Below are 24973 nucleotides of genomic sequence, written 5' to 3'. Positions count from 1 at the left end.
GGAGGGTTAGGGAGAGGGGTGTCACACGGGCGGCCTATCCGGAAGCGCGCAACACGAACAACGACGCGCTACGCCTTCCCTTTCAGCGCCTCGCCGATTTCGTCGAGCACCTTCGGATCCTCGATCGTCGCCGGCATGGTCCAGGGCTCGCCGTCGGCGATCTTCTTGATGGTGCCGCGCAGGATCTTGCCTGAGCGGGTCTTCGGCAGCCGCGCCACCGTGATCGCGAGCTTGAACGCGGCGACCGGCCCGAGCTTCTCGCGCACCAGCGCCACGACTTCCTTCTCGACCTCGACGGGCTGCTTGGTCACGCCGGCCTTCAGCACCAGGAAGCCGCAGGGCACCTCGCCCTTGATCGCATCCTTGACGCCGAGCACGGCGCATTCAGCAACATCCGGATGCGAGGCCAGGATCTCCTCCATGCCGCCGGTCGAGAGCCGGTGGCCGGCGACGTTGATGATGTCGTCGGTGCGGCCCATCACCCAGACATAGCCGTCCGCATCCTTGTAGCCGGCATCCGAGGTCTTGTAGTAGCCGGGGAATTCCGTGAGATAGGCGTCCCTGAAACGATCGTCCTGCTGCCATAGCGTCGGCAAGCAGGCCGGCGGCATCGGCAGCTTGATCACGATCGAGCCCATGGTGCCGGCAGCGACCGGCTTCGCCGCCTCGTCGACGATGTCGACCTGATAACCCGGCATCGGCACCGTCGGCGAACCGTGCTTGACCGGCAGCATGCCGAGTCCCACCGGATTGCCGGCGATGCACCAGCCGGTCTCGGTCTGCCACCAATGGTCGATCACTGGCACCTTGAGCTGCTGCTCCGCCCACTCCACGGTCGGCGGATCGGCGCGCTCGCCGGCGAGGAACAGGGTGCGGAAGTGCGAGAGGTCATAGTGCTTGATGAACTTGCCCTCCGGGTCCTCCTTCTTGATCGCGCGAAACGCGGTCGGCGCGGTGAAGAAGGCAACCGCCTTGTGCTCGCTTATCACGCGCCAGAACGCGCCGGCATCCGGCGTGCCGACCGGCTTGCCCTCATACATGATCGTGGTCGCGCCGTGGATCAGCGGGCCGTAGACGATGTAGGAGTGGCCGACCACCCAGCCGATGTCGGAGCCGCACCACCAGATCTCGCCAGGCTTCACGCCGTAGAGATTTTCCATCGACCATTTCAGCGCGACGAGATGCCCGCCATTGTCGCGCACCACGCCCTTCGGGATTCCGGTCGTGCCCGAGGTGTAGAGGATGTAGAGCGGATCGGTCGCGGCCACCGGCACGCAGGGCGCCGCCTTGCCGGCGTCGAACGCAGAGCGGCGCAATGTCGCCCAGTCGTGGTCGCGGCCCGCAGTGAACTCGCAGGCCTGCTGCGGCCGCTGCAGGATGATGCAGGTCTCGGGCTTGCTGCCGGCGAGGCGGATCGCCTCGTCGAGCAGCGGCTTGTACTGCACGATGCGCCCGGGCTCGATGCCGCAGCTTGCCGAGAAGATCAGCTTCGGCTTGGCGTCGTCGATGCGGGTCGCGAGCTCCTTGGCCGCGAAGCCGCCGAACACCACGCTGTGCACCGCGCCGATCCGCGCGCAGGCGAGCATCGCGACGACGGCTTCCGGCACCATCGGCATATAGAGGATGACGCGATCGCCCTTGGCCACGCCGAAATCCTGCATCACCGCGGCCAGCGTCTGCACTTCCTTCAGCAGCTCGGCATAGGTGAATTTGGTGATCGTGTTGGTGAGCGGGGAATCGTGGATCAGCGCGACCTGGCCGGCGCGGCCGCCGGCGACATGGCGATCCAGCGCGTTGTGGCAGGTGTTGACCATGGCGCCCGCGAACCAGCGTCCATAGGCGCCCATCGAGGGATCGAAGATCTTCTTGGCCGGCTCGATCCAGTCGATCTCGCGTGCCGCTTCCGCCCAAAAGCCCTCGGGGTCTCGAAGCGAGCGGGCATACACCTCATGATACCGGCTCTGCTGGTCGTTCATCGCGTTTCTCCCTCGCGCGGTCGCGCGTCATTTGCCGACCATTGTCACGGGAAGTGGCGCCGTTTCAAGCCGAAATGACCGGGACCTTCGGCCGGTCGGTCGGGCAGCACTAATAGCCGTCGACCCCGTTGATCTGCTGCAGCCGCTCGCGCATCGCCTTTTGCAGGTCGTAGCCGGGCTTGCCGAATTCGGCGTTGCGGCGGGCGATGAACTGATCCTGCGCGCGCTGCAGCTCGCGCGCCTGGCGCGGGTCCTGTGCTTCGTGCACCGCGCGAAAGCTCGATGCCCCGATCTCGCGATCGAGATCGGCGAGCTGCGGATTGGCGCAGATCGCCTTCTCCACCGGCCGGCGTGCCTTGCGGCAATCGAAGCTCGGCTTGCCGGCGACCGCCATCATGGCGCCGATCCGCTCCAGTTCCAGCGACAGTGATTTGTAGTTGGCCTTGGCGGCGGCGTGGTTGGGATCGAGCTTGACGGCGGCGCCGAAATCCATGATCGCCTTCGGCCGGTCGCCCTTGCGGCGCCACAGCTCGCCGCGCGCATTATGCGCATCGGCAAGCGTCGGATCGAGCTTGAGCACGGTGTCGTAATCGGCGATCGCGCGGTCGATCATCTGCTTGCGGTCGTAGGCCACGGCGCGCGCCATCAACGCCTTGACGCGATCCGGCCGCGCCGCCTTCTCATTGTCGATCAGCGCACCGCAGACGTCGATGATCTTGTCGTCATCGGTTGCCGCGGCCGCTGAAATGCAGGGTCCGGGATTGGTCCGCACATCCTCGCCCGGCTCGCTGCCCGTGGCGCGCGCGACGCCTGTCGTCAGTGCGACGGACAGGCAAGCGCAGATCAGCGCGACAGCCAGATTTGCAGCGTTGCGTCGCATTCCCATCACCGACAAGACATCCCGCGTCAGTACCACCGGCCTGCGATTTCCGGCAGCGCCATTTGCCGCAAAACCACACGCTGGATTATACGTCAATTGCGACGATCGGCTGCACCTGCAGCCAAGCCTTGGGGGTTCGCTTGCTGACATTCGAATGGATCATCGGCCTGTTGCTCGCGTCAGTGGCGCTGTCGGCGCTGGCGCGACGTCTCAAGGTGCCCTATCCGACCTTTCTGGCGCTCGGCGGCGTGCTTTTGACCCTGCTGCCGTGGGCTCCGACCTGGGCGCTGGAACCGAAACTGGCGCTGGCGCTGTTCGTCGCACCAGTGTTGCTCGATGCCGCCTTCGACACCTCGCTGCGCGATCTCCGCAACAACTGGCTGCCGGTCTCGACTCTGGTGGTGGTCGCGGTCGGCGTCACGACGGCGGCGGTCGCGGTGGTCGCGCATTGGCTGCGTCCGGACATGCCGTGGGCGGTCGCGATCGCACTCGGCGCCATCGTGGCACCGCCCGACGCTGCCGCCGCCACCGCGATCCTGCGCCAGGTCAGCCTGCCCTACCGGATCCAGAAGATCCTCGAAGGCGAAAGCCTGCTCAACGATGCTTCCGCGCTGTTGATCTATCGCGTCGCGGTCGGCCTCGTCGCCGCCGAGCACATGAAGATCCGCGAATTCGTGCCGTCGATTGCGGTCGCGCTGCTCGGCAGCCTCGCCGCAGGCTATCTGTTCGCGCAGGTCTGGATGATGGTCACCCGCCGCATCACCGAGGCGCCGAGCGCGATCATCACGCAATTCGGCGGCACCTTCATGGTGTGGATCGTCGCCGAGCATCTCGGGCTGTCCGGTATCCTCACCATCATCGCCTATGCGATCACCATCGCCCGCACCGCGCCGGCCCGCACCTCGGCGCGGCTGCGCGTGTCGTCCTATGCGGTATGGGAAACCGTGGTCCTCGTGCTCAACGTGCTCGCCTTCATGCTGATCGGCCTGCAACTGCGCCCGATCTGGTCCGAGCTCGACGCCGAGGTGCGCTGGAAATATTGCAGCTTTGCCGCCGCGATCCTCGCCGTCGTGATCCTCGCCCGCATCCTCTGGGTGATGCCCTACGGGGCCCTGCTGCGCTTGCTGAAGGCACGCAACTGGCTGCCCGCCCATGTGGTGGACGCCGTGCCGACCCTGAAGCGCGGCTTCATCGTGTCCTGGTGCGGCATGCGCGGCATCGTCACGCTCGCGGCGGCGTTCGCGCTGCCCGAATGGTTTCCCTATCGCGACCTGATCCTGCTCACGGCGTTTGCCGTGGTGCTGGGCTCGCTCGTGATCCAGGGCCTGACCTTGCGGCCGCTGATCCTGGCGTTGAATTTCGATGACGACGATCCGGTCGGGCGCGAGGCGGCCCGTGCCCGCGGCGTTGTGTTTCGCGCCGCGCTCGATGCGATCGACTCGGACCCGTCCGAGGAAGCCGAGATCCTCCGGCTCGAATACCGCGCCGTGCTGCTGCGCGCCGAGAATGACCCGGATGGCGGCCTGACCTCGCGCGAGCTTCCATCTGATCCGTTGCGCCGCCGCGCCATCGCGGCCGCGCGTCAGGCCCTGCTCAATCTGCGCCGTACCGAGACGATCGGCGACGATGCCTTCCATCTGGTCGAGGAAGAACTCGACCGCGCCGAGCTCAGCGTCGAGGCGTAGTCCAGCTCACGCACCCGACTTGGAAGTGATGCCGCCATCAACCACGAGCTCGATGCCGGTGACATATTTCGATTCGTCCGACGCCAGGAACAGCGCCGCATTGGCGACGTCCCAGGCGTCGCCCATGTGCCCCATCGGCACCTGCGCGTCGCGCGCCCGCCACATCGCCTCGACGTCGCCCTTGGCGTAGCTCTGCGCGAGCCCCGCCGAATGCGCCACCATCGGCGTCTTCATCAGCCCGGGCAGGATCGCGTTGACGCGGACATGCTTCGAGGCGAACTCGACCGCGGTCGAGCGCGTCATCTGGTTCATCGCCGCCTTGCTGGCGTTGTAGCTGACGTAGGAAATGCCGACATGGCGGATCGAGGCGATCGAGGAGATGTTGATGATCGAGCCGCCGCCCTGCTTGATCATGACCGGAATGACGTGCTTCATCGACAGATAGGCGCTTTTCAGGTTCACCGCGAAGACCCGATCCCACTCGGCTTCCGCAACCTCGACCACGCTGCCGACTTCGGCGATGCCGACATTGTTGTCGAGCACGTCGATGCGGCCATAGGTCTTGAGGCAGGCCGCAACCATCGCCTCGACCTCGCCGGCGCGCGCGACATCGGCGGTGAACGCGGCCGCCTTGCCGCCCTCCTCGGTGATGATCTTGACCGTTTCCTCGGCCGCCGCGCCGTTGCGGTCGACGCAGAACACGCTGGCGCCCTCGCGCGCGAAGGTGACGGCGGTCGCCTTGCCATTGCCCCAACCCGGCCCGATCGAGCCCGCGCCGACCACCATCGCAACCTTGCCCTTGAGCCGATCCATCGCCTGTTCTCCGTTGTTGCTCTTGCAGCCTGACGTAATCCGTAGCCCGGATGAAGCGAAGCGCAATCCGGGAAGACTGGCCCCGGATTACGCTGGCGCTTCATCCAGGCTACGGATCTACGGATCGTTGCAAGCTTTCATCGTCGTGACATTAGCACCGATCGGATGTCCGAAAATCTCCGATAGCGTCTGGCAGCGTCCCGCATGGCACAGATGCCATTCGCCGGCCGCGCCGGAATTGCCGAGCACGACCTCCGCCCGTGGCGCGGGCGGCGGCGACCATTGAAACCAGCCGTCGACGAGGCGCGCCTCCGGCGGCGGCTCCATGCCGGCGCCGGTGCCTTTGATGCGCGCCTGCTGCAGCGTGAGCCCGGCCGGCGCGACCAGCCAGTCTTCCTGCCAGGCGGTCTTCTCGATCGAATGCGTCCAGGCGAGCGTGAAGGCCGCAACCTGCAGCGCCTTCACGACACCCGCGGAGGCGAGGCAGAGGCTCAAGCCGCCGCCACCGCATCGCGCGGGCGCTGCCGCCATTGCCACAGCACGACCGCTGCGGCGAGCGTGAAGCCCGCCGTGTCCGAGAAGCGGAAATCGCCGAGCAGGCAGAGCGCCGCCCCGAACGCGACCGCGATCTCGATCAAGCTCAGCCGCGTGAACAGAAAGCCGATCGCAACGATGCCGAACAGCGCGATCGCCACCAGCGCCTTGAAGGTCGCCAGCGCCACCGCGCCGTAGAAACCGAGCTGCGCCTGCATCGGATCGCCGCCCTGCAACATCAAGGCCGGCGAATAGACGAAGATGAAGGGAATGACGTAGCCGGCGAGCGCGATCCGCATCGCCTCCCAGCCGATCTTGTCCGGATTCTCCTTGGCGATCGGCGCCGCCGCCAATGCCGCGAGCGCCACCGGCGGCGAGAGGTCGGCCATGATGCCGTAGTAGAACGCGAACATGTGGCTTGCGATCAGCGGCACGCCGAGCTTGGCGAGCGCCGGTGCGGCCAGCGCCGCTGTTATGATGTAGGTCGGGATCGTCGGGATGCCGGTGCCGAGCAGGATCGACAGCAGCATGGTCATGATCAGCGCCAGGAACAGGCTCTTGGCGCCGAGCCCGATGATCCAGCTGCCGAAGATGGTGCCGACACCGGTCTGCGTCATCATGCCGATGATAGTGCCGACGATCGCGCAGGCCATGCCGACGGTCAGTGCCGACTTGGCGCTGTCGGCGAGCGAGTCACGGCAGGCCCTGAGCGTGGCGCGGCCGCCACGGGTGATCGCTGCGATCACGATGAGCGCGGCGACGACGCCGATCACCGAAACGATCTCGAGCCCGTGCCGCGACACGGCCGCAACAACCAGCGCAAGGCCGATCCAGAAGATGGTGCGCACGACGGTGTTGGAGAAGCCGAGCGTGATGCTGGCGCCGAGGATCAACGCGACCGTCAGCGCAAGCCCCATGCTGCCGGCATAGAGCGGCGTGAAGCCCTCGAACAGCATGTAGACCAGGGCTGCGAGCGGCAGCACGAGGTACCAGCGCGCCACCAGCGCCTTCCAGGCGCTCGGAATCTCCGCGCGCTTCATGCCGACGAGGCCGTGCTTGCCGGCCTCCAGATGCACCATCCAGAACGCGGAGGCGAAGTAGAGGATCGCCGGAATCACCGCAGCCTTGACGATCTCCGAATAGGGCACGCCGAGCGTCTCGGCCATGATGAAGGCGACCGCACCCATCACGGGCGGCATGATCTGGCCCCCCATCGAGGCGGTGGCCTCGACGCCGGCGGCGAAGGCGCGGCGGTAGCCGAACCTGATCATCAAGGGAATCGTGAACTGGCCGACGGTCACGACGTTGGCGACGCCGGAGCCCGAGATCGTGCCCATCATGCCCGAGGCGAACACCGCGACTTTCGCTGGGCCGCCGCGGGTGCGCCCGAACAGGCCGAGCGAAACGTCGGTGAACAGCTGGATCATGCCGGCACGTTCGAGGAATGAGCCGAACAGGATGAACAGGAAGATGTAGGTCGCCGAGACGTAGATCGGCACACCGTAGAAGCCCTCGGTGCCGAACGAGAGATGGGTGACGATCTGGTCGAAGTCATAGCCGCGATGGTTGAACGGCGACGGCAGATACTGGCCGAAGAACCAGTAGAGCAGGCAGGCGCCGCACATCAGCGGCAGCGCCGCCCCCATCAGCCGCCGCGTGCCTTCGAAGATCAGGACCGCGAGCAGCGTACCGACCGCAAGGTCCATCTTGGTCGGATCACCGTCGCGGGCGATCAAATCGGCATAGAAGATCCACTGATAAAGTCCGCAGAGGAACCCGGCAGCGCCGACGATCCAGCTTACCGCGCGGCCGAAATCGGATTTCGCGGTGAAATTGCCGATCAGGCCGAAGGTCAGGAGGATCAGGAAGCCGACATGAACGCCGCGCACCACCTGGCTCGGCAAATAGTTGAAGGCCGCGACATAGAGCTGGAACACCGCAAAGGCGAGACCGATGGCGTAAGCCAGATGCCCCCAGGCGCCCGGGCCGAAGCCTTCCGGAAAGCCATGCTCGAAATTGTCGAATTCAACCTTGATCGGCTCTTCGCCCGCAACCTGCTGCTGCATTGAAATAGTCCCCCGCCGTGCCCGCAACGTCGATAGCACCTGTCCAGTGCCCCGACCGCCCCCTGCACGTCATGCGCGGGCTTGACCCGCGCATCCATCGAAAATCAGATTCTTTAGAAAGATGGATGGCCGGGTCAAGCCCGGCCATGACACCGTCATTGAACCCGCGACCTACTTGATCAGGCCCTTTTCCTTGTAATAGCGGATCGCGCCGGGATGCAGCGGCACCGGGCTGCCGGTCGCGGCGGCCCCGAGCTTGATCTCCTTGCCCGCGGCATGGGCATTGGCGAGTTCCGGCAGCGATTCGTAGACCAGCTTGGTCATCTGATAGGCGAGATCGTCCGACACTGCGCTCGAGGTGACGAGATAGTTCACGACCGCGGCGGTCGGCACGTCCTTGTCCTGGCCGGTATAGGTGTTGGCCGGGATGACCACGGAGACGAAGGGCGGACCGATCTTGTCGACGGTCTCCTTCGGCACGGCAACCACGGTGATCTCGCTCGAGGTCGAGAGGTCCTTGAGCGAGGCGACGCCGAGGCCGGCGGATTGCAGCGTGGCGTTGAGCTGACGGTTCTTCATCAGGTCGACCGATTCGGCGAACGGCAGATACTCGACCTTGCCGAGATCCTTGTAGCTCATGCCGGCGGCCGCGAGGATCGCGCGCGAGTTGAGCTCGGTGCCGGACTTCGGCGCGCCGACCGACAGGCTCTTGCCCTTGAGATCTGCCAGCGTCTTGATGCCGCTTTCGGCCGTCGCGACGATCTGGATGTAGTTCGGATAGATCGCGCCGATGGTGCGCAGCTTGTCGAGCTTGGCCTTGAAGCCGGCCTCGGCGTCGCCTTCCCAGGCCGCCTTCAGCGAATCGCCGAGCGTGAACGCGATCTCGCCGCGGCCCTGCTGCAGCAGCACCAGGTTCTCGACCGAGGCCTTGGTCGCCTGCACCTGGGTCTTCACACCAGGAATCTTGTCGCCGTAGATCTTCCCCATCGCGACGCCGAGCGGGTAGTAGACGCCCGAGGTGCCGCCGGTGAGCACGTTAATGAACTGCTCGGCCTGTGCGACAGGCGCGGACAAAACACTGGCCGCCACGATCGCAGCGGCCATCAACCTTGAATTCATGAGCATTATTCTCCCCTAAGCCGGGGCGGAAATTGGCCGGACACCTCCACCGGGTCAACCCATCCAAATGACGCATGCGCAGGCTAAATCCCTGATGGCAGCACCAATTTACCTGCGCGGGAACTCTGTGCGGGCAGGCGGGTTGAGATGCGCATTCTCGCCGCGAGGTATGACTTGCAGCCGTCCGGAACGACGACCGTTGAGCGCGCGCTTGATGCGTTGAACTTCTTCCTCGCCGACGTGCGGGACGGGCTCGGCCCTTACCTCGCGATCTACCTGCTGACCGAACGGAGGTGGGACGAGGCCTCGATCGGGTCGGTGATGTCGATCGCGGCGATCGCCGGGATCGTCGCCCAGACACCGGCCGGCGCCCTGATCGACCGCAGCCGCGCCAAGCGCGCCCTGATGATATCAGCCGCCATTGCCGTGACCGCCGCCTGCTTGCTGTTGCCGCTGCTCGACAGTTTCCCGCTGGTCGCCGCGACCCAGGCGCTTGCCGCCGCCAGCGGCTCGGTGTTCGCGCCGGCGATCGCCGCGGTGACGCTAGGCATCGTCGGGCCCAGGGCATTCGCGGCGCGGACCGGCCGCAACGAGGCGTTCAATCACGCCGGCAACGCGGTAGCCGCAGCGATCGCCGGCGGCACCGCCTACTGGTTCGGCCCCATCGTCGTGTTCTGGCTGCTCGCGGCGATGGCGCTCGCCAGCATCGCCGCGACGTTGTCGATCCCGTCAGCCGCCATCGATCACCAGGTCGCGCGCGGGCTCGACGACATCGCGGACGGGCATGGCACGCCGCATGACCGGCCATCCGGCTTTCGCGTGCTGCTGACCTGCAAGCCGCTGCTGATCTTTGCGGTCTCGACCGTGATCTTTCATTTTGCCAACGCGGCGATGCTGCCGCTGGTCGGGCAGAAGCTCGCGCTGGTCAACCGCAACCTCGGGACATCGCTGATGTCGGTCTGCATCATTGCGGCGCAGATCGTGATGGTGCCGGTTGCGATGCTGGTCGGACGCAAGGCCGACGTCTGGGGCCGCAAGCCGATCTTCGCGACCGCGCTCGCGGTGCTGGCGCTTCGCGGCGCGCTCTATCCGTTGTCGGACAATCCATACTGGCTGGTGTCGGTGCAACTGCTCGACGGCATCGGCGCCGGGATCTTCGGCGCGCTGTTCCCGCTCGTGGTCGCCGATCTCACGCACGGTACCGGGCATTTCAACATCAGCCAGGGCGCGATCGCCACTGCGACCGGCATCGGCGGCGCGCTGAGCACGGCAGTCGCCGGCTTCATTATCGTGCACGCCGGTTACAGCGCCGCATTTCTGTTCCTTGCAGCCGTCGCTGGTGCCGGGCTGATCGGCTACTGCGCGTTGATGCCGGAGACGTTGCGAACGACACCGACAACGTCACGCGCAACTGCCTTCGCATCGCACAGCGGCTGATCGATGATTCGCCGTCGCCGCTCCGCGGATCACCGCGCGTGAAGCGATCCGATGTCCGACAATGATGCAGTTCCTCGTCTGCATCGACGCGACAACACAGTCATTAACGCCGTCTCTCGATGACACACGCGCGCAATGTTTCGATGCGCGTTCAAAGTCGCGCGCAATCGTGCTCATGAACGTCATATGACGCATTTGTTGCACGTGTGACTGCGGCGAGACGCAGCGATTCCATCATCATTTGATTCGAATTGAATCCTTTAAGGTTAGCGAGCCAATCAATGTATGAACCAGAAATTTCCATGATTGCCGCCGCTCTAGGATGTACGAGTCAAGCCGGGGTAACTACGGACAAGGCGGGGCATGAATCACATCAGTCACATCGCACACCCACGAGCCGGATGGTTCGGACATCGCAAGCTGACCCCGCGCGCATGCATTGCGGACAGCAAAAAACACCTTCGGACCTTCCTCGCGGAGGCCCTGGAAGACCTCGGCTTCATCACCAGTGAATGCAGCCAGGCATTGGAACTCGACACCGTTTTGGACGCGGAACGCCCTGACCTTCTGGTGCTCGGCGTGTCCGTCGACGGCATCGAAGTCAGTAAAATTCTCGAGACTTTGGTGAGAAAGGACTATGGCGGCAAGGTCCTCGTCATCGGGCAGCCGGATTCGATCATCGTGAAGGCGGTCCGGCAGATCGGCGATGAGTACGGCATCGCCATGCTGCCGGCGCTGTCGACGCCGTTCAGCGCCGGGACCCTTCGTGACAGTCTTGCGTCACTGATGCCGCTCGAACCCGCACCGAGCCCGGCGGTTGACGTGCCCGAAGCGCTGAAGGCCGGCTGGCTGGAGCTGTGGTATCAGCAGAAAATTCATCTCCGGACGCTGGTCCCGAGCGGCGCCGAGGCGCTGATCCGGATGCGTCATCCGGCCTGGGGCGTCGTGCCGCCGGCCTACTTCATCCCCGACGAGAGCGATCCGCATTTTCATGCGTTGTCCGAGTTCGTGATCGCGCGCGCGATCGAGGACTGGCGCTATCTCCTCGAACAGACCGGGCCGGTCAATCTCTCGATCAACCTGCCGATCTCCTTCCTCGCCGACGACGATGCGGTGCGCGAGCTGTGCTACCGGATTCCTGACCATGCGGCCTTCGCCGGCCTGCTGATCGAGATCGACAGCACCGAGGTGATCGACAACCTGGATCTGGCGATCGATGTCGCGAGGCGCGTCCGCCTGCACAATATCGGCATCTCGATCGACAATGTCGGCGCCAACTGGCCATCCTTGATGGGACTGCCGAACTTTCCGTTCGTCCAGCTCAAGGTCGACCATCAATACGTCACCGGCTGCGCGGATCAGCGCCTGAAGCAGACGGTGTGCCGGCGCGTCATCGAGCTCGCCCACGATGCCGGCGCGCAGGTCGTGGCCCAGGGGGTCGAGACGCGTGCTGACTTCCTCGCCGCGCACGAGATGGATTTCGATCAGGTCCAGGGCTATTTGTTCGGCAAGCCGATAGGCATCAAGAAGTTCGCCCGCTCGCGCATGCACTTCTCGGAGAAAGAGCCGGCGTCCTGAGCCCGCGGCCTCGCGTCAGACCCGAGCGTCACGATCGATCGCGCGCAGCGCCTCGCCGCGCGCGATCAGCCGTTTTGCGTTGGAATAAGTCGGGACTTCCAGCAGCGAGCCGTCCAGTTCGACGCGCCCAAGGCCCTGCGTCCGCGCCGCTTCGAAGGCCGCGACGATCCTGCCTGCCCGGCGCAACTCATCCTCGCTCGGCGTGAGGACGCCGTTGACGATGGCGGCATGCGCTGGATCGACCAGGCTCTTTGCCGTGTAACCCAGCCGCCGCGCCCAGATCGTGTCGCGTTCGACACCCGCGGCATCGCTCCAGGTGTAAGGACAATCGACCGCGACGATATCAGCGGCACGACATTCGACGATGAAGCGCTGCCGCGCATAGGCGAGTTCCAGGCCGTCGCTGCCGCGCTCGGCACCAAGATCGGCGGCGAGATCCTCTGAGGCCATCAGGCAGCCGACGGTGCGCGGGCTCGCCGCCGCGATCGCCCCGGTCTGCACCAGGCCGCGCGCGAACTCGATGTTCGGCAGCAGCGACGTGGAGCCCTCGGGGATGCCATAGTCGCGCTCGAACCGCGTCACCGCCTCGTCGAGCCCGATGACGTGATGCGGCTCGGCGACCTTCGGCAGCGCGACGATATCCGGACGTCCCTGCATCACGGCGGCGAGATCGTCCATGCCGTCCTGGTCGAGCGGATTGACGCGGACCGCGACCATCACGCCCTGGTCGCGCCAATACGCGTAGAGATCGGCCGCCAGTGCCCGCGCCTTCGGGCGCAGCGGCAGCGGGGTGAAGTCCTCGAGCTCGTGGATCAGCACGTCGGCGCCGCTGGCCGCCGCGTGCTGCAGCACCTGTTCATTGGCGCCTTCGAGAAACAGCCAGGAGCGGCACAGCGGGGCCGGGCGCAGCTTGCGCATCACGCTATCTGCGCCGGCGTCACTGAAACGTCATGTCGAGGCATTTCGAGATGTCGGAGCCGAGGCCGGACGAGATGGTGATGCAGCCGCGGATCTTCTGGGTGTTGATGTCGTTCGCCCAGATCGCATAGCCGCCGGGACCGAAGAACGAATTGGTGTTCGGCGGCTCGGTCTCGGTGGCGTCGAACGTGTAATTGCCGTCGGTCTCGAAGATGCGCGGCTTCTTGGTGCAGCCGCCGTCGGCCTGGACGTTGATGACCTCCTTGTTGTCTCGCGTCAGCGCCAGCGAGACCTGGCAGCGGAAGTATTCCGAGGTCTTGGCGTTGAACAGATAGGCGTAGGACTTGCAGGTCGCAGTGTTGAGCTTGCCGGCCGACAGGCCGCGGCTGCAGGAGATCCGCTGGTTGTTGGAGAGCTTGAACTCATCCGCCTGCGCGACTGACGCCAGCGCCACGAACGACAGAGCGACACCGATACCGATCTTCATGACGTGGCCCATCCTGATCATCCCAAGGTAGTGTTTCCGGCAATCAAAGCGTTTGTAAACGGTAACGCGAAGATAGTCGCCAAGCTTGATGCGGGAAATCACAAAGTCGCCGATCTCCGTGAGTGGCCGCGCCGATTGTCGTATTGACGCGCGAATATCGTTCGTGATTTGTTCAGAACGGTGGGGACGACGCCGTTTTTCGGCCGGAGGTGGATCATGACGCATTTTTTGACCAAGACCTTTTTTGCGACCGCGACGCTTGCTGCGATGACGACATGCGCATTCGCGCAGGAGGCTGCGCCCTGGGAGCTGAAGTCCGACATGGGCTACGCCTATGACAAGGAGGGCAAGACCTGGTCCTACAAGATGGGCACCAACAATGCCGGCACGCTGCTGAAGGGTGCCAAGAAGGTGCCGAAGGGGACGCTGTTCTTCATCGGCCACAACGGCCAGCTCTACATGCGCTCCGGCCCCTATCTCGAGAGCGACGGCAAGTTCATGTTCGGCTCGAATTAGAGCGTTTTCGAGCGAAGTGGACGCCGGTTCGCGTGAAGAAAACGCGTCAAAGGAAGAGTCCGTCAAAAGAACAGTCCAGGGCTCCGGTTCTGATTCAATCAGAACCGGAAAGCCCCTGACGTTTCCGGCGGGCGTCAGAACGCCGCGGCCAATTCCTTGGCGCCGGGCTTGCTGCTGTTGAAATCCATCCGCTCATTGGTGACGGCAAGCAGCCTCGCCACGGTGTTGTGGCGGATCGCGACCGGGTTGCGCTCATAGCCCGAGCGCTGGAAGAAGTTCGCGGTCGGCACCTGCTCGCGCATCGCCTGCGGCATGGTCACCATGTCGAGCCCGGTGCCGTCGCCGGTCAAATTCATCATCTCGAGCTCGGCCGCGGTCAGCGGCCGGTTGTAGCCCTTGGCGCGCGCGAACAGCACCGAGGTCAGGAGCTTGTGGGTCTGCAGCATCGGGCCGACATCGATGTCGAGCACCATGGCGTGACACGCCCAGCCCTGCGGCGTATCGGCGAGGCGCTGATGCGCCGACCAGTCGTCGGGCACGGTGCGCGTGAACGCGACCATCTTCTTCAGCACCGCGAGCTTGTGCTCCATCGCCTTGCGCGCCGGCCCCTGCGTCCGGGCAACCCGCTCCGTCAGATCCCGCACGAACTCATGGCCCTGCTCGGCCAATAGCTCGACGGTGTTGGTGGTGAGCAGCTGGTTGTAGCCCATCGCGGTGGAGATGGCGCGCTTGCCGCCATGCTCGATGCCCGCCTGCACGTCGTAATTGCCGGTGCCGCCGGTCTCGAACGAATAGACCCGCACCGCCTGCTCCGGCGTCAGCCCGGCCGCACGCGCGTAGCGGGCATAGGCGCGCTTGAACTCGACCTCGTTCGACGGCCGCTGCGGCGCGAACTGGAAATGTTCGGCGGCCGCCCGGACCAGATCCGAGACCACCGGAATGGTCTTCGGCGGACGCGGCGGCTTGCCGCCCTCCTCTTCGGGCGCCGGATTGACCGGCCGCTTCGGGCCTTCATAGACCGGCGGCTGCTGCAGCACGTAATCGTCGAGCGTGATCTGCACGCGGTCGCGGCGCTTGGCGTTGCGGCCGCGCCGCTTGTCGGCGATCGCGTTCCAATAGGCGCCGGCATCCTGCTCGAAGGCGGCGCGCGCCTCCTCGTATTCCTGCAGCTTGCGGCGATACTCCATGATCGCCTGCGGCGATGCCTGCGCCATCGCATTGGCGACGGACGGCGGCAACGCGCTGGCCTCGCCGGCCAATACGGACGGCGCGCTGGCGGCGAGCGCGAGTGCGACAAATCCGGGACACAGGCGAATCAATTGCGGGCGCATCGGCTCCTTGTAGCAAGCGCCGCCGCGAAGTCAGCCCGGAATTGTTCTGATATCGGCGACCGGATGCCGCGATCAGGTGCAGAATATTCGCCACAATGCGGTGTTTTCACAAGCGAAGCCGTGGAGATTGCTATGAGAATGGCACTCTGGTTGATTGCCGCCTGCGCGCTGACGCTTGCGACCACTGCGCGCGCCGAGCGCCCGGATTGCGGCTCGTTCCCGGATACGCGTTCACGCCTCACCTGCTATGACAATGTCTCGCGGGCGCCTTCGGAACCCGAGGCGGCAGCGCATCCGCCTGTTGCGCAAGGCAACGCAATGAAGATGAACGACCGCAGCCTGCATCACGGATCACATCGTCGCTGCTACTTCCATGCGAACACGGGCTGCTCCAGATCGGCGACGCGCGTGGCGCGCCCGGCCAGCACTTCGCGGAATTGATAGATCAGCGCGGCGGTCGGCGCATGGATGTGCTGCCCGCCGAGCCGGAAGCGGACCACGCGCCGCGTGCTCTCCGGGATCGTGACGAAGGTGAACACATCGTCGGGCTCGATCGCATCGAGGCCGATGCGATGGACGGACGCAACCTCGTCCGGGTTCGGCACGATGGCCGCATTCGCACCGGCCCAGACCACGACCGGCGTGATCAGATAGCCGGAGCGTGTCGGATAGTCGTCGAGCATGCCGAGCACGTCGCGTTCCGACAGTGCAAGCCCCAGTTCCTCGTGCAGTTCGCGCAATGCAGCCCCAGCCTGCGTCTCGCCGGCATCGCAGCGTCCGCCCGGCAGCGCCCATTGCGCGCTGTGGGCACGCAGGCGCGCGCTGCGGCGGGTCAGCAGGAACGCCGTGCCATCGCCGTCATCGGCTTCGGTCAGCGCGATCGCGACCGCCGCGCGCTTCAGCGTCGGTGCCGCATCGGCCGGCGCCAGGCGCGCGAACGCGGCACAGAGCTCTGCGATATTCCGCCGGGTGGCATCGTCAAATGTGCGGGCCATTGATCTTGACTACAACACAACAGCGTTTGATGAAATGACTGCTACCACATGCCTCCTGCGATCAATCATAGCCAAGCAACGGATCCTTCTCTCATGACGGCCAAGGCCGCGGACCAACTCAAATCCGACGGCTGGAAGGTCGCCGAAACCACGGGTTTCCTGACGCTGATCGGCCCGCTCTGGGAACGGCTGAAGGACGGCGCGCTCGAGCTCGCGCTGATCACCGAGCACAAGCATCACAATCGCCGCGGCCTCGTGCAGGGCGGCGTGATCATGACCTTTGCCGACCGCGCCTGCGGCATGGCCGCGCGCTTCGTCTCGGGCCGGCCGACGCTTGCGACGGTGCAGCTCGACACCCATTTCGTCGAGGCCGGCAAGATCGGCGAGATCCTGACGACGCGGCCGCGCGTGGTGCGCTCGACCCGCAGCCTGATCTTCATCACCGCCGAGGTGATGGTGGACAAGCGCTGTATCGCGATGGCCAACGGCGTGTTCAAGATCCTGAAGAACGATAGCTGACCCTCGTCATTCCGGAGGAACGATCGATGCAATATCGCCAGCTCGGCCGCAGCGGCCTGAAGGTTTCGCCGATCTGCCTCGGCACCATGATGTTCGGCGGACCGACCGATGAAGCGACCTCGTCGCGGATCGTGGCGAAGGCGCGCGAGGCCGGCATCAACTTCATCGACAGCGCCGACGCCTATAATGGCGGCAAGTCCGAGGAGGTCGTCGGCCGCGCGATCTCGAACAGCCGGTCGAACTGGGTGCTCGCGACCAAGCTCGCCAATCCGATCGGCGACGATCCCAACCATGGCGGACTGTCGCGGCGCTGGGTGTTGCAGGCCGCCGACGAGAGCCTGAAGCGGCTCGGCACCGACTACATCGACGTCTACTATCTGCACAAGGAAGACCACACGACGCCGCTCGACGAGACGGTGCGCGCGATGGGCGACCTGATCCGCGCCGGCAAGGTGCGCTATTTCGGCGTCTCCAACTACCGCGCCTGGCGCGTCGCCGAGATCTGCAACATCTGCGATCGGCTCGGCATCGATCGCCCGGTCGCGAGCCAGCCCTATTACAACGCGATGAACCGGATGCCGGAGGTCGAGCATTTCCCGGCCTGCGCCTTTTACGGCCTCGGCATCGTGCCCTACAGCCCGCTGGCGCGCGGCGTGCTGACCGGCAAATACGCGCCCGATGCGGCGCCGGGAGCGGACACGCGTGCGGGGCGCAACGACAAGCGCATGATGCAGACCGAGTGGCGGCCGGAATCGTTGCAGCTCGCACAGCAGATCAAGCGTCACGCCGAGAGCCGCGGCATCACCGCCGGGCAGTTCGCGGTGTCCTGGGTGCTCAACTCGTCGTTCGTCAGCGCCGTGATCGCGGGCCCGCGCACCGAAGCGCAATGGGACGACTACATCCGCGCGCTCGATTATCGCTTCACCGCCGAGGACGAGGCCCTGATCGATCGCCTCGTCGTCACCGGCCATCCCTCGACGCCGGGCTTCAACGATCCGGCGTATCCGATCGAAGGACGCCGAGCGCGCACGGAACGGCCGCTGTAACTGCACCCCCACAATTTGGGGTTGGCGCTCAATTTCATCCGCCGTCATTGCGAGCCACCCGGTCGGCGCAAGCGCCGCCGGATGACAGGCTCCACGAAGCAATCCATCGTGCAGCAAGCGGAGAAATGGATTGCTTCGTCGCTGACGCTCCTCGCAATGACGGTGTCTGGCAGTCGCTTCGAACGGACAACCCACTCGGCTGCGCCGAAGTTACGTTTCGTAGCTTCCGAATTGCGCGAGCGGCGCGGCGGCTGCACCATCGGCACATGGCAATGCTGATGCTGGTGCTGCAATGACGGCAACCAATTTACTGGACTGGATCGTGGCTCTCTTCGTGTGCTGGGCGAGCCTGACTGCAATCCTCGAGCCCCGGCACGACGCCTCGCAGTGTGACGGGCCCACCGTAACCGGCAGCGCGCCGCAGACCTCGCTGGCGACGCCGTCGCAGGCGGAGTTCGATGAGATGATCCGGGACATGAAGCTGCACGACTGAGCAAAGCGCGGAAAGCCTTTCGTCTTGAAAACAGCATCCCCGAAATGAAACAGGGCGGCGCCGAAGCGCCGCCCTGCCGTGCTTGCAATCGACCCGCCGCTTACTTCGCGAGGTCGAAGCGATCGGCGTTCATGACCTTGGCCCAGGCCGCGACGAAGTCCTTCACGAACTGCTCCTTGGCATCCGACGCGCCGTAGACCTCGGCGAACGCGCGCAGCTGCGAGTGCGAGCCGAAGATCAGGTCGACGCGGGTGCCGGTCCACTTCACCGCCTTGGTCTTGCGATCGCGGCCCTCATAGACGCCCTCGCCGACATCGCTCCACACCGTGCCCATGTCGAGCAGGTTGAGGAAGAAGTCATTGGTCAGCGTCCCCGGCTTGCCGGTGAAGACGCCGTGCTTCGACTTGTTGGCGTTGGCGCCGAGCACACGCAGACCACCGACCAGAACCGTCAATTCCGGTCCGGTCAGCCGCAACAGCTGCGCGCGATCCACCAACGCCTCCTCCGGCAGCATGACCTGAGGCTTGCCGCTGAGATAGTTGCGGAAGCCGTCGGCCCGCGGCTCGAGCGGGGCAAAGGAGTGGGCGTCGGTCTGCTCCTGCGAGGCATCGGTACGGCCGGGCGTGAACGGAACCTTCACATTGGTGCCGCCGTCCTTCGCCGCCTTCTCGATCGCCGCCGCGCCGCCGAGCACGATCAGGTCGGCGAGCGAGACCTTCTTGCCGAACTCCTTCTGGATGGCCTCGAGCTTGGACAGCACTCCCTTGAGCTGCGCCGGCTCGTTGACATCCCAGTCCTTCTGCGGGGCGAGACGGATGCGCGCGCCGTTGGCACCGCCGCGCTTGTCGGAGCCGCGGAACGTCGAGGCCGAGGCCCAGGCGGTCGACACCAGTTCGGACACCGAGAGACCCGAGGCGAGGATCTTCGCCTTGAGCGCCTCGATATCCTTGTCGTCGATCACGGCGTGATCGAGCGCCGGCACCGGGTCCTGCCAGATCAGCGTCTCCTTCGGCACCAGCGGGCCGAGGTAGCGCTGGATCGGGCCCATATCGCGGTGCGTGAGCTTGAACCAGGCGCGGGCGAAAGCGTCCGCGAACTGATCCGGATGCTCATAGAACCGGCGCGAGATCTTCTCATAGGCCGGGTCGAAGCGCAGCGAGAGGTCAGTGGTCAGCATGGTCGGGACGTGCTTCTTCGATGGGTCGAACGCGTCCGGAATGTCGGCCGCCGCGCCCTTCGCCTTCCACTGCTTCGCACCTGCGGGGCTCTTCGTCAGTTCCCATTCATACTTGAACAGGTTGTCGAAGAAGTGGTTGCTCCACTTCGTCGGTGTCTGGGTCCAGGTGACCTCGGGGCCGCCGGTGATCGCGTCGGCGCCGACGCCGGTACCGTGCTTGCTCTTCCACCCCAAGCCTTGCTCCTCGAGCGCGCCGCCTTCCGGCTCCGGCCCGATCAGCGACGGATCACCCGCGCCGTGGGTCTTGCCGAAGGTGTGGCCGCCGGCGATCAGGGCTACGGTCTCTTCGTCGTTCATCGCCATGCGGAAGAACGTCTCGCGGATGTCCTTGGCGGCAGCGACCGGGTCCGGGTTGCCGTTCGGGCCTTCCGGATTGACGTAGATCAGGCCCATCTGCACCGCGCCGAGCGGTTCGGAGAGCTGACGCTCGCCGCTGTAACGCTCATCGCCGAGCCAGGTGCCTTCCGGACCCCAGTACAGCTCTTCCGGCTCCCACACGTCGGCGCGGCCACCCGCAAAGCCGAACGTCTTGAAGCCCATCGATTCCAGCGCGACGTTGCCGGCGAGGACATACAGGTCGGCCCAGGAGATCTTGCGGCCGTATTTCTGCTTGATCGGCCAGAGCAGCCGGCGCGCCTTGTCGAGGTTGGCGTTGTCAGGCCAGCTGTTGAGCGGGGCGAAACGCTGCTGACCGGCACCGGCGCCGCCGCGGCCGTCGCTGATGCGGTAGGTGCCCGCCGAGTGCCAGGCCATGCGGATCATCAGTCCGCCGTAATGGCCGAAGTCGGCCGGCCACCACTCCTGCGACGTCGTCATCAGGGCCGTCAGGTCCTTGATGACCGCGTTGAGGTCGAGGGTCTTGAATTCCTTGGCGTAGTCGAACTCCTTGCCCATCGGATCGGACAGGCTGGAGTTGTGATGCAAGACCTGAACGTCGAGCGACTTCGGCCACCAGTCACGATTCGTGTGTCCGCGAGGGGCTGCCGTGAATGGGCATTTGCCCGCGCCTTCGTCGGTTTTTGCGTCCATGTTTCTTCTCCGAGGTGGTGGATTCTGGAATGCGCTGGAGCTCTTCCAAGAATGATTCTACGCGCCTCGATCCATCAGGTGAAATTGACTTTAATGATCGCGGCAATAAGATAATCTGATGATAAATGTCACACTCCGGCAACTGAGGTATTTCGATGCGCTGGCGCGGCACGGCCATTTCGGGCGCGCCGCGGATGCCTGCGCGGTGTCGCAGCCGGCGCTGTCGATGCAGATCCGCGAGATGGAACAGGCGGTCGGCGGCGTGCTGATCGAGCGCAGCGCGCGGCAGGTCACACTGACGGGTTTCGGCGAGGAACTCTTGCACCGCGTGCGCGACATCCTGCGCTCGGTCGACGAACTCGGCGACTTCGCCCGTGCCTCGCGCGACAAGCTCGCCGGGCGGCTGCGCGTCGGCATGATCCCGACCATCGCGCCATATTTGCTGCCGAAGGTGATCGAGACGCTGGCGCGGCTGCATCCCGAGCTCGACATCCATGTCCGCGAGACGCTGACGCCGAAGCTGATCAAGGAGGTCGCCGAGGGCCGGCTCGACACCGCGATCGTGGCACTGCCGGTGTCGGAATCGTCGCTGACCGAGGTCGCGCTGTTCTCGGAGAATTTCCTTTTGGTGCGGCCGGGCGAGGACGCGAAGACGCCGGTGCCGAGCGCCGAGATGCTGCGCGAGATGCGGCTGTTGCTGCTCGAGGAAGGCCACTGCTTCCGCGACCAGGCGCTGTCGTTCTGCAACATGCAGTCCTCGCCGCCGCGCGAGGTGCTGGACGCGAGCTCGCTGTCGACGCTGGTGCAGATGGTCGGCGCCGGCATCGGCGTCACGCTGATCCCCGAGATGGCGGTGACGGTGGAGACGCGCTCGGCGCCGGTCACCGTCTCACGCTTCAAGCACCCGCAGCCCTCGCGCACCATCGGCATGGTCTGGCGCAAGACCTCTCCGCTCGCCTCGCAGCTCCAGCAGATCGCCGAAGTGGTCTCGCTCGCCGCCCGCGAACTGCGCGCGCCGAAGGAGAACGGTGCGAAGGAGCCGGCGAAGCGCGCCGGGCGAAGGAAGGTTGGGTGAATGCGATTGCGGCGCATTTGACCCAGATGTCGCACCACCCACAGCCGTCGTCCTGGCGAAGGCCAGGACCCATAACCACCGCGTTTGATTGTGAACGGGATCGTGGCTCCAGCGAAGCGCAACAATGCGCAGTTGGGTAATGGGTCCCGGCCTTCGCCAGGACGACGATGAGGACAGTTGTCGATTCAAGAGGTCGAACACGCGGTGTCATCACGACAGCGTGGGTGGGACAAGACTCTCTCCGCTTGTCGTTCCGGCGCCCATGGCACGGCCCCGGAACGACGCCCTCACCTCTCCAGATACTTCTTCATCTCGGCGATCAGGCCGTCGCGCAGTTCGGGGCGCTTGAGGCCGAAGGCGATGTTGGCGCGGAGGAAGCCGGGCTTGGAGCCGCAGTCGTGGCGCTCGCCCTCGAACTCGACGCCGTAGAACTTCTGCGTCTTCGAGAGCCCGATCATGGCGTCGGTGAGCTGGATCTCGCCGCCGGCGCCGCGCTCCTGCGTGGCCAGGATGTCGAAGATCTCCGGCTGCAGGATGTAGCGGCCGGTGATCGAGAGGTTGGACGGCGCGGTGCCCTGCGGTGGCTTCTCGACCATGCCGTCGACCTCGAAGATGTTGCCGGTGCGTTTGCCGACGCTGCAAATGCCGTATTGATGGGTGAGCTCGTCGGGGACCGCCTCGACCGCGACCAGGTTCGACTTCCCGCCAACCCTGTTGGCCGCGTCGATCATCTGCTTCAGACAGCCCGGCGTGTTCAGCACCAGCTCATCCGGCAGCACCACCGCAAACGGCTCGTTGCCGACGATGTCGCGCGCGCACCACACCGCGTGGCCGAGCCCGAGCGGCGCCTGCTGCCGGGTGAAGCTCATCGCGCCGGCCTCCGGCTGGTTCTGCGCCAGAATGTCCTGCTCGGTCTTCTTGCCGCGTTGCGCGAGCGTGGTATCGAGCTCGAACATGCGGTCGAAGTGATCCTCGATGACGCCCTTGTTGCGGCCGGTGACAAACACGAAATGCTCGATGCCGGCTTCCCTGGCCTCATCGACCACGTACTGGATCAGGGGCTTGTCGACGATCGTCAACATCTCCTTCGGCATCGCCTTGGTGGCGGGCAGCACGCGGGTACCGAGACCGGCGACGGGAAATACGGCTTTGCGGATCTTCATGGGATTATCGGAAGCCTTGAAACGGGTGGGACTGCGGCGCGATATTTAATCGCATCTTGGTAACCGTTTTTGCAGCCGAGAACAAAGGCGGATGTGTGATGCGCACGAACCCGTCTTTTCCACCCAGGCATTTGCAACCCGAGCGTTCGGCCTACCGCGGCATCCCGACCGCTCGCGAATTCGCGCGTGCGGGGGCCGCCGCGCCGCCGGGGACAGCGGTCGCGGCAGCAGATGACGCGATCCAGCGGCGATACTTGCGGGTGAGCGACGCCGTCCGCAGCTGGGCAAGCAACAACGCTCTCAGCGGCGAAACGTTCGGATTTGCGGTGCGCCCCCGGCTCAGCCGCCGCAACTGGAATTTCACGACCGCCATTGCGGCAAGCGAGGCCAGCGGCTTGCTCTTCCAGTTGATCGGCGCGACTTCTGGCCGCAGATCCTCAGCCCTGCGCCAGGCATTCGGCAGATCCGGCCTGATGGCGAGCGCGGTGCCGATGCCGGCGACGGCGACGCCGCTGTCGAGCACCTGTTGCACGATGCCGGCGCGGCGTATGCCGCCGGTCACCATCACCGGCATGCTCGCGACCGCCGCGATATCGCGCGCGAAGTCGAGGAAATAGGCCTCGCGCGCCAGCGTGCGGCCGTCGCGCGCAACGCCTTGCATCGCCGGCGCCTCGTAGCTGCCGCCCGACAATTCCACCAGATCGACCGACAATGCGTTCAACATCTCGACGACGGTCTTCGCATCGGCTGCATCGAAGCCGCCGCGCTGGAAATCGGCCGAGTTCAATTTGACCGCGACGGAGAAGCCCGGCGACACCGCCGCGCGCACGGCCTTGACGGTCTCGATCAGGAGACGCGCCCGGTTCTCCAGCGACCCGCCCCAGCGGTCGGTGCGCTGGTTGGTCAACGGCGACAGGAATTGGCTGAGCAGATAGCCATGCGCCGCGTGAATCTGCACGCCGGAAAAGCCGGCCCGCGCGCTGAGTCTCGCGGCGCTGACGAAACGCGCGATCACCTCACCGATGTCGTGCTCGGTCATCGCCCTGGGCAGTGCGAACAGGTTCGAATGCCTGCCGAGATCGAGCGGCACCGCTGACGGCGCCAGGGTTTGCTGGCCCAGATTTTTCATCATCTGCCGGCCCGGATGATTGAGCTGCATCCAGATTTGCGCGCCCTTCGCGCGACCGATGCGCGCCCAGTTTCGGAACGGCTCAAGCGCGGTGCCGTCCTCCAGCACGACGCCACCGGGCCCGGTCATGGCGCGGCGATCGATCATGACATTGCCGGTTATGATGAGGCCGGCGCCGCCGTCGGCCCAGGCCTGATAGAGGCGCAGCAGTTCGGCCGAGGGCAGATGCCCCGCGTCAGCCATGTTCTCTTCCATCGCCGCCTTGGCGACGCGGTTCGGAATGCTGCTTCCGTTGGGCAGGGTCAGTGAATCGAACGGCGACATGAGCCAATTTCCTTGTTGATCGGCGCGGACCATAACCTTAAAGTTAACTTTAAGGTCAAGGCAGCGAGGAGCACCGCGGTGAAGATCGGGGAACTGGCGCGGGAGTCCGGCCTCGCGCCCTCACGCATCCGCTTCTATGAGCGGCAGGGCCTGATCGGGTCGATCGATCGCGGTTTGAACGGCTATCGGCAGTATGCGCAGGGCACCCGGCAGATTCTCGAGATCATCGTGATGGCCCAGCAGGCCGGATTTTCACTCGACGAGATCCGGAACCTGGTGCCGCCGCAAGGCAAAGGCGATTGGAACCGGGACGCGCTGGTGGCGGCGCTCAAGGCCAAGGTGATCGAGGTCGAAGCCTTGCGGCGCCGGCTGGCCGAAACGCAGGCCGGGCTGGAGGCCGTGATCGCCCGGATTGAAGCCTCGCCGCCGGGCGGTGACTGCTTTGAGAATGCCGAAGGTATTTTGGCTGACTTCAGGGAACAGCCGAAAGCGGGTTGATGGCGCCGGACAATTTGTCCCGGCCAAAACCAACGGGCGGTTTCGTCGCGGCCAAAATGCCGCCCATTGTTAAGATATTGGAAACCGTGACGGGGCCTTCTGAGACGGCATGATTTTGACAGGCA

23 protein-coding genes are annotated in these 24973 nt (G+C 65.2%); 10 read left to right on the top strand and 13 right to left on the bottom strand.

The window, feature by feature from the left end; all coding sequences use genetic code 11:
- Positions 1-68 precede the first annotated feature (68 nt).
- Positions 69-1976, bottom strand: a complete 1908-nt coding sequence (locus ACVILL_RS17320) for a propionyl-CoA synthetase (RefSeq protein ID WP_456730157.1) — start codon at positions 1974-1976, stop codon at positions 69-71.
- Between the two features lie 109 nt (positions 1977-2085).
- Complete coding sequence (locus ACVILL_RS17315) at positions 2086-2856, bottom strand: hypothetical protein (protein WP_456730156.1); 771 nt, start codon at positions 2854-2856, stop codon at positions 2086-2088.
- Positions 2857-2996: 140 nt separating this feature from the next.
- Here ACVILL_RS17315 and ACVILL_RS17310 point away from each other — a divergent pair, with 140 nt between their 5' ends.
- The gene (locus ACVILL_RS17310) at positions 2997-4541 is read left to right on the top strand and encodes a cation:proton antiporter (protein ID WP_456730155.1); all 1545 of its coding nucleotides are present in this window, start codon (positions 2997-2999) and stop codon (positions 4539-4541) included.
- 6 nt (positions 4542-4547) lie between these two features.
- Here ACVILL_RS17310 and ACVILL_RS17305 read toward each other — a convergent pair whose 3' ends face one another.
- From ACVILL_RS17305 to ACVILL_RS17290, 4 genes are all read right to left on the bottom strand, one after another.
- Entirely contained in the window at positions 4548-5354 is an 807-nt protein-coding gene (locus ACVILL_RS17305) for an SDR family NAD(P)-dependent oxidoreductase (protein ID WP_456730154.1), read from the bottom strand.
- 117 nt (positions 5355-5471) lie between these two features.
- A complete protein-coding gene (locus ACVILL_RS17300) occupies positions 5472-5885 on the bottom strand; it encodes a DUF1850 domain-containing protein (protein ID WP_456730153.1) in 414 nt (137 codons plus the stop codon).
- Complete coding sequence (locus ACVILL_RS17295; protein WP_456730152.1) at positions 5846-7954, bottom strand: TRAP transporter permease; 2109 nt, start codon at positions 7952-7954, stop codon at positions 5846-5848. Before ACVILL_RS17295 ends, ACVILL_RS17300 begins: the two co-directional genes overlap by 40 nt.
- Before the next feature lie 171 nt (positions 7955-8125).
- The gene (locus ACVILL_RS17290; RefSeq protein WP_456730151.1) at positions 8126-9073 is read right to left on the bottom strand and encodes a TAXI family TRAP transporter solute-binding subunit; all 948 of its coding nucleotides are present in this window, start codon (positions 9071-9073) and stop codon (positions 8126-8128) included.
- Between the two features lie 147 nt (positions 9074-9220).
- On the opposite strand from ACVILL_RS17290, the gene ACVILL_RS17285 reads away from it, so the two are divergent.
- Positions 9221-10510, top strand: a complete 1290-nt coding sequence (locus ACVILL_RS17285) for an MFS transporter (RefSeq protein WP_456730150.1) — start codon at positions 9221-9223, stop codon at positions 10508-10510.
- A gap of 363 nt (positions 10511-10873) precedes the next feature.
- Positions 10874-12088, top strand: coding sequence for an EAL domain-containing response regulator (locus tag ACVILL_RS17280; protein WP_456730149.1), 1215 nt, complete (start codon positions 10874-10876; stop codon positions 12086-12088).
- 15 nt (positions 12089-12103) lie between these two features.
- Here the strand turns inward: ACVILL_RS17280 and ACVILL_RS17275 are convergent, their stop codons facing one another.
- Positions 12104-13006: an HpcH/HpaI aldolase/citrate lyase family protein gene (locus tag ACVILL_RS17275; protein WP_456730148.1), complete on the bottom strand. Its 903-nt coding sequence runs from the start codon at positions 13004-13006 to the stop codon at positions 12104-12106.
- 19 nt (positions 13007-13025) lie between these two features.
- Entirely contained in the window at positions 13026-13505 is a 480-nt protein-coding gene (locus tag ACVILL_RS17270) for a hypothetical protein (protein ID WP_456730147.1), read from the bottom strand.
- Positions 13506-13709: 204 nt separating this feature from the next.
- On the opposite strand from ACVILL_RS17270, the gene ACVILL_RS17265 reads away from it, so the two are divergent.
- A complete protein-coding gene (locus tag ACVILL_RS17265; protein WP_456730146.1) occupies positions 13710-14009 on the top strand; it encodes a hypothetical protein in 300 nt (99 codons plus the stop codon).
- Between the two features lie 134 nt (positions 14010-14143).
- On the opposite strand, the gene ACVILL_RS17260 is transcribed toward ACVILL_RS17265, so the two are convergent.
- Both ACVILL_RS17260 and ACVILL_RS17255 read right to left on the bottom strand, forming a co-directional pair.
- Positions 14144-15340, bottom strand: a complete 1197-nt coding sequence (locus ACVILL_RS17260) for a hypothetical protein (protein WP_456730145.1) — start codon at positions 15338-15340, stop codon at positions 14144-14146.
- 365 nt (positions 15341-15705) lie between these two features.
- A complete protein-coding gene (locus tag ACVILL_RS17255) occupies positions 15706-16335 on the bottom strand; it encodes an NUDIX hydrolase (protein ID WP_456730144.1) in 630 nt (209 codons plus the stop codon).
- A 93-nt stretch (positions 16336-16428) separates the two neighbouring features.
- On the opposite strand from ACVILL_RS17255, the gene ACVILL_RS17250 reads away from it, so the two are divergent.
- Genes ACVILL_RS17250 through ACVILL_RS17235 form a run of 4 tightly spaced genes read left to right on the top strand, consistent with a single transcriptional unit; the run spans position 16429 to position 18393 of the window.
- Positions 16429-16854: a PaaI family thioesterase gene (locus ACVILL_RS17250; RefSeq protein WP_456730143.1), complete on the top strand. Its 426-nt coding sequence runs from the start codon at positions 16429-16431 to the stop codon at positions 16852-16854.
- A gap of 26 nt (positions 16855-16880) precedes the next feature.
- Positions 16881-17900 (top strand): aldo/keto reductase, encoded by a 1020-nt coding sequence (locus ACVILL_RS17245; RefSeq protein ID WP_456730142.1) that lies wholly within the window; start codon positions 16881-16883, stop codon positions 17898-17900.
- A gap of 21 nt (positions 17901-17921) precedes the next feature.
- Entirely contained in the window at positions 17922-18179 is a 258-nt protein-coding gene (locus ACVILL_RS17240; protein ID WP_456730141.1) for a hypothetical protein, read from the top strand.
- 13 nt (positions 18180-18192) lie between these two features.
- The gene (locus tag ACVILL_RS17235; protein ID WP_456730140.1) at positions 18193-18393 is read left to right on the top strand and encodes a hypothetical protein; all 201 of its coding nucleotides are present in this window, start codon (positions 18193-18195) and stop codon (positions 18391-18393) included.
- A 100-nt stretch (positions 18394-18493) separates the two neighbouring features.
- Here the strand turns inward: ACVILL_RS17235 and katG are convergent, their stop codons facing one another.
- Positions 18494-20659 carry a catalase/peroxidase HPI gene (gene katG / locus ACVILL_RS17230; RefSeq protein WP_456730139.1) on the bottom strand — a complete coding sequence of 722 codons (2166 nt, stop codon included), beginning with the start codon at positions 20657-20659 and terminating at the stop codon, positions 18494-18496.
- A gap of 118 nt (positions 20660-20777) precedes the next feature.
- Between katG and ACVILL_RS17225 the strand changes: the two genes are divergently transcribed.
- Positions 20778-21734, top strand: coding sequence for a LysR substrate-binding domain-containing protein (locus ACVILL_RS17225; RefSeq protein WP_456730138.1), 957 nt, complete (start codon positions 20778-20780; stop codon positions 21732-21734).
- Positions 21735-22021: 287 nt separating this feature from the next.
- Here ACVILL_RS17225 and galU read toward each other — a convergent pair whose 3' ends face one another.
- Both galU and ACVILL_RS17215 read right to left on the bottom strand, forming a co-directional pair.
- Positions 22022-22897, bottom strand: coding sequence for a UTP--glucose-1-phosphate uridylyltransferase GalU (galU, locus tag ACVILL_RS17220; protein ID WP_456730137.1), 876 nt, complete (start codon positions 22895-22897; stop codon positions 22022-22024).
- Between the two features lie 151 nt (positions 22898-23048).
- The gene (locus ACVILL_RS17215) at positions 23049-24350 is read right to left on the bottom strand and encodes an NADH:flavin oxidoreductase/NADH oxidase family protein (protein WP_456730136.1); all 1302 of its coding nucleotides are present in this window, start codon (positions 24348-24350) and stop codon (positions 23049-23051) included.
- Between the two features lie 78 nt (positions 24351-24428).
- On the opposite strand from ACVILL_RS17215, the gene ACVILL_RS17210 reads away from it, so the two are divergent.
- Entirely contained in the window at positions 24429-24848 is a 420-nt protein-coding gene (locus tag ACVILL_RS17210; RefSeq protein WP_456730135.1) for a MerR family transcriptional regulator, read from the top strand.
- Positions 24849-24973: the final 125 nt, after the last annotated feature.

It is taken from the genome of Bradyrhizobium sp. USDA 3364 (genome assembly GCF_054056355.1).
This window is presented reverse-complemented; position numbering and strand designations above follow the sequence as displayed.

Bases quoted from the DNA above. Each gene is read 5' to 3' on its own strand.
- ACVILL_RS17320 (WP_456730157.1), bottom strand. From the start codon at position 1,976: ATGAACGACCAGCAGAGCCGGTATCATGAGGTGTATGCCCGCTCGCTT.
- ACVILL_RS17315 (WP_456730156.1), bottom strand. From the start codon at position 2,856: ATGCGACGCAACGCTGCAAATCTGGCTGTCGCGCTGATCTGCGCTTGC.
- ACVILL_RS17305 (WP_456730154.1), bottom strand. From the start codon at position 5,354: ATGGATCGGCTCAAGGGCAAGGTTGCGATGGTGGTCGGCGCGGGCTCG.
- ACVILL_RS17300 (WP_456730153.1), bottom strand. From the start codon at position 5,885: ATGGCGGCAGCGCCCGCGCGATGCGGTGGCGGCGGCTTGAGCCTCTGC.
- ACVILL_RS17295 (WP_456730152.1), bottom strand. From the start codon at position 7,954: ATGCAGCAGCAGGTTGCGGGCGAAGAGCCGATCAAGGTTGAATTCGAC.
- ACVILL_RS17290 (WP_456730151.1), bottom strand. From the start codon at position 9,073: ATGAATTCAAGGTTGATGGCCGCTGCGATCGTGGCGGCCAGTGTTTTG.
- ACVILL_RS17285 (WP_456730150.1), top strand. From the start codon at position 9,221: ATGCGCATTCTCGCCGCGAGGTATGACTTGCAGCCGTCCGGAACGACG.
- ACVILL_RS17280 (WP_456730149.1), top strand. From the start codon at position 10,874: ATGAATCACATCAGTCACATCGCACACCCACGAGCCGGATGGTTCGGA.
- ACVILL_RS17275 (WP_456730148.1), bottom strand. From the start codon at position 13,006: ATGCGCAAGCTGCGCCCGGCCCCGCTGTGCCGCTCCTGGCTGTTTCTC.
- ACVILL_RS17270 (WP_456730147.1), bottom strand. From the start codon at position 13,505: ATGGGCCACGTCATGAAGATCGGTATCGGTGTCGCTCTGTCGTTCGTG.
- ACVILL_RS17265 (WP_456730146.1), top strand. From the start codon at position 13,710: ATGACGCATTTTTTGACCAAGACCTTTTTTGCGACCGCGACGCTTGCT.
- ACVILL_RS17260 (WP_456730145.1), bottom strand. From the start codon at position 15,340: ATGCGCCCGCAATTGATTCGCCTGTGTCCCGGATTTGTCGCACTCGCG.
- ACVILL_RS17255 (WP_456730144.1), bottom strand. From the start codon at position 16,335: ATGGCCCGCACATTTGACGATGCCACCCGGCGGAATATCGCAGAGCTC.
- ACVILL_RS17250 (WP_456730143.1), top strand. From the start codon at position 16,429: ATGACGGCCAAGGCCGCGGACCAACTCAAATCCGACGGCTGGAAGGTC.
- ACVILL_RS17245 (WP_456730142.1), top strand. From the start codon at position 16,881: ATGCAATATCGCCAGCTCGGCCGCAGCGGCCTGAAGGTTTCGCCGATC.
- ACVILL_RS17235 (WP_456730140.1), top strand. From the start codon at position 18,193: ATGACGGCAACCAATTTACTGGACTGGATCGTGGCTCTCTTCGTGTGC.
- katG (WP_456730139.1), bottom strand. From the start codon at position 20,659: ATGGACGCAAAAACCGACGAAGGCGCGGGCAAATGCCCATTCACGGCA.
- ACVILL_RS17225 (WP_456730138.1), top strand. From the start codon at position 20,778: ATGATAAATGTCACACTCCGGCAACTGAGGTATTTCGATGCGCTGGCG.
- galU (WP_456730137.1), bottom strand. From the start codon at position 22,897: ATGAAGATCCGCAAAGCCGTATTTCCCGTCGCCGGTCTCGGTACCCGC.
- ACVILL_RS17215 (WP_456730136.1), bottom strand. From the start codon at position 24,350: ATGTCGCCGTTCGATTCACTGACCCTGCCCAACGGAAGCAGCATTCCG.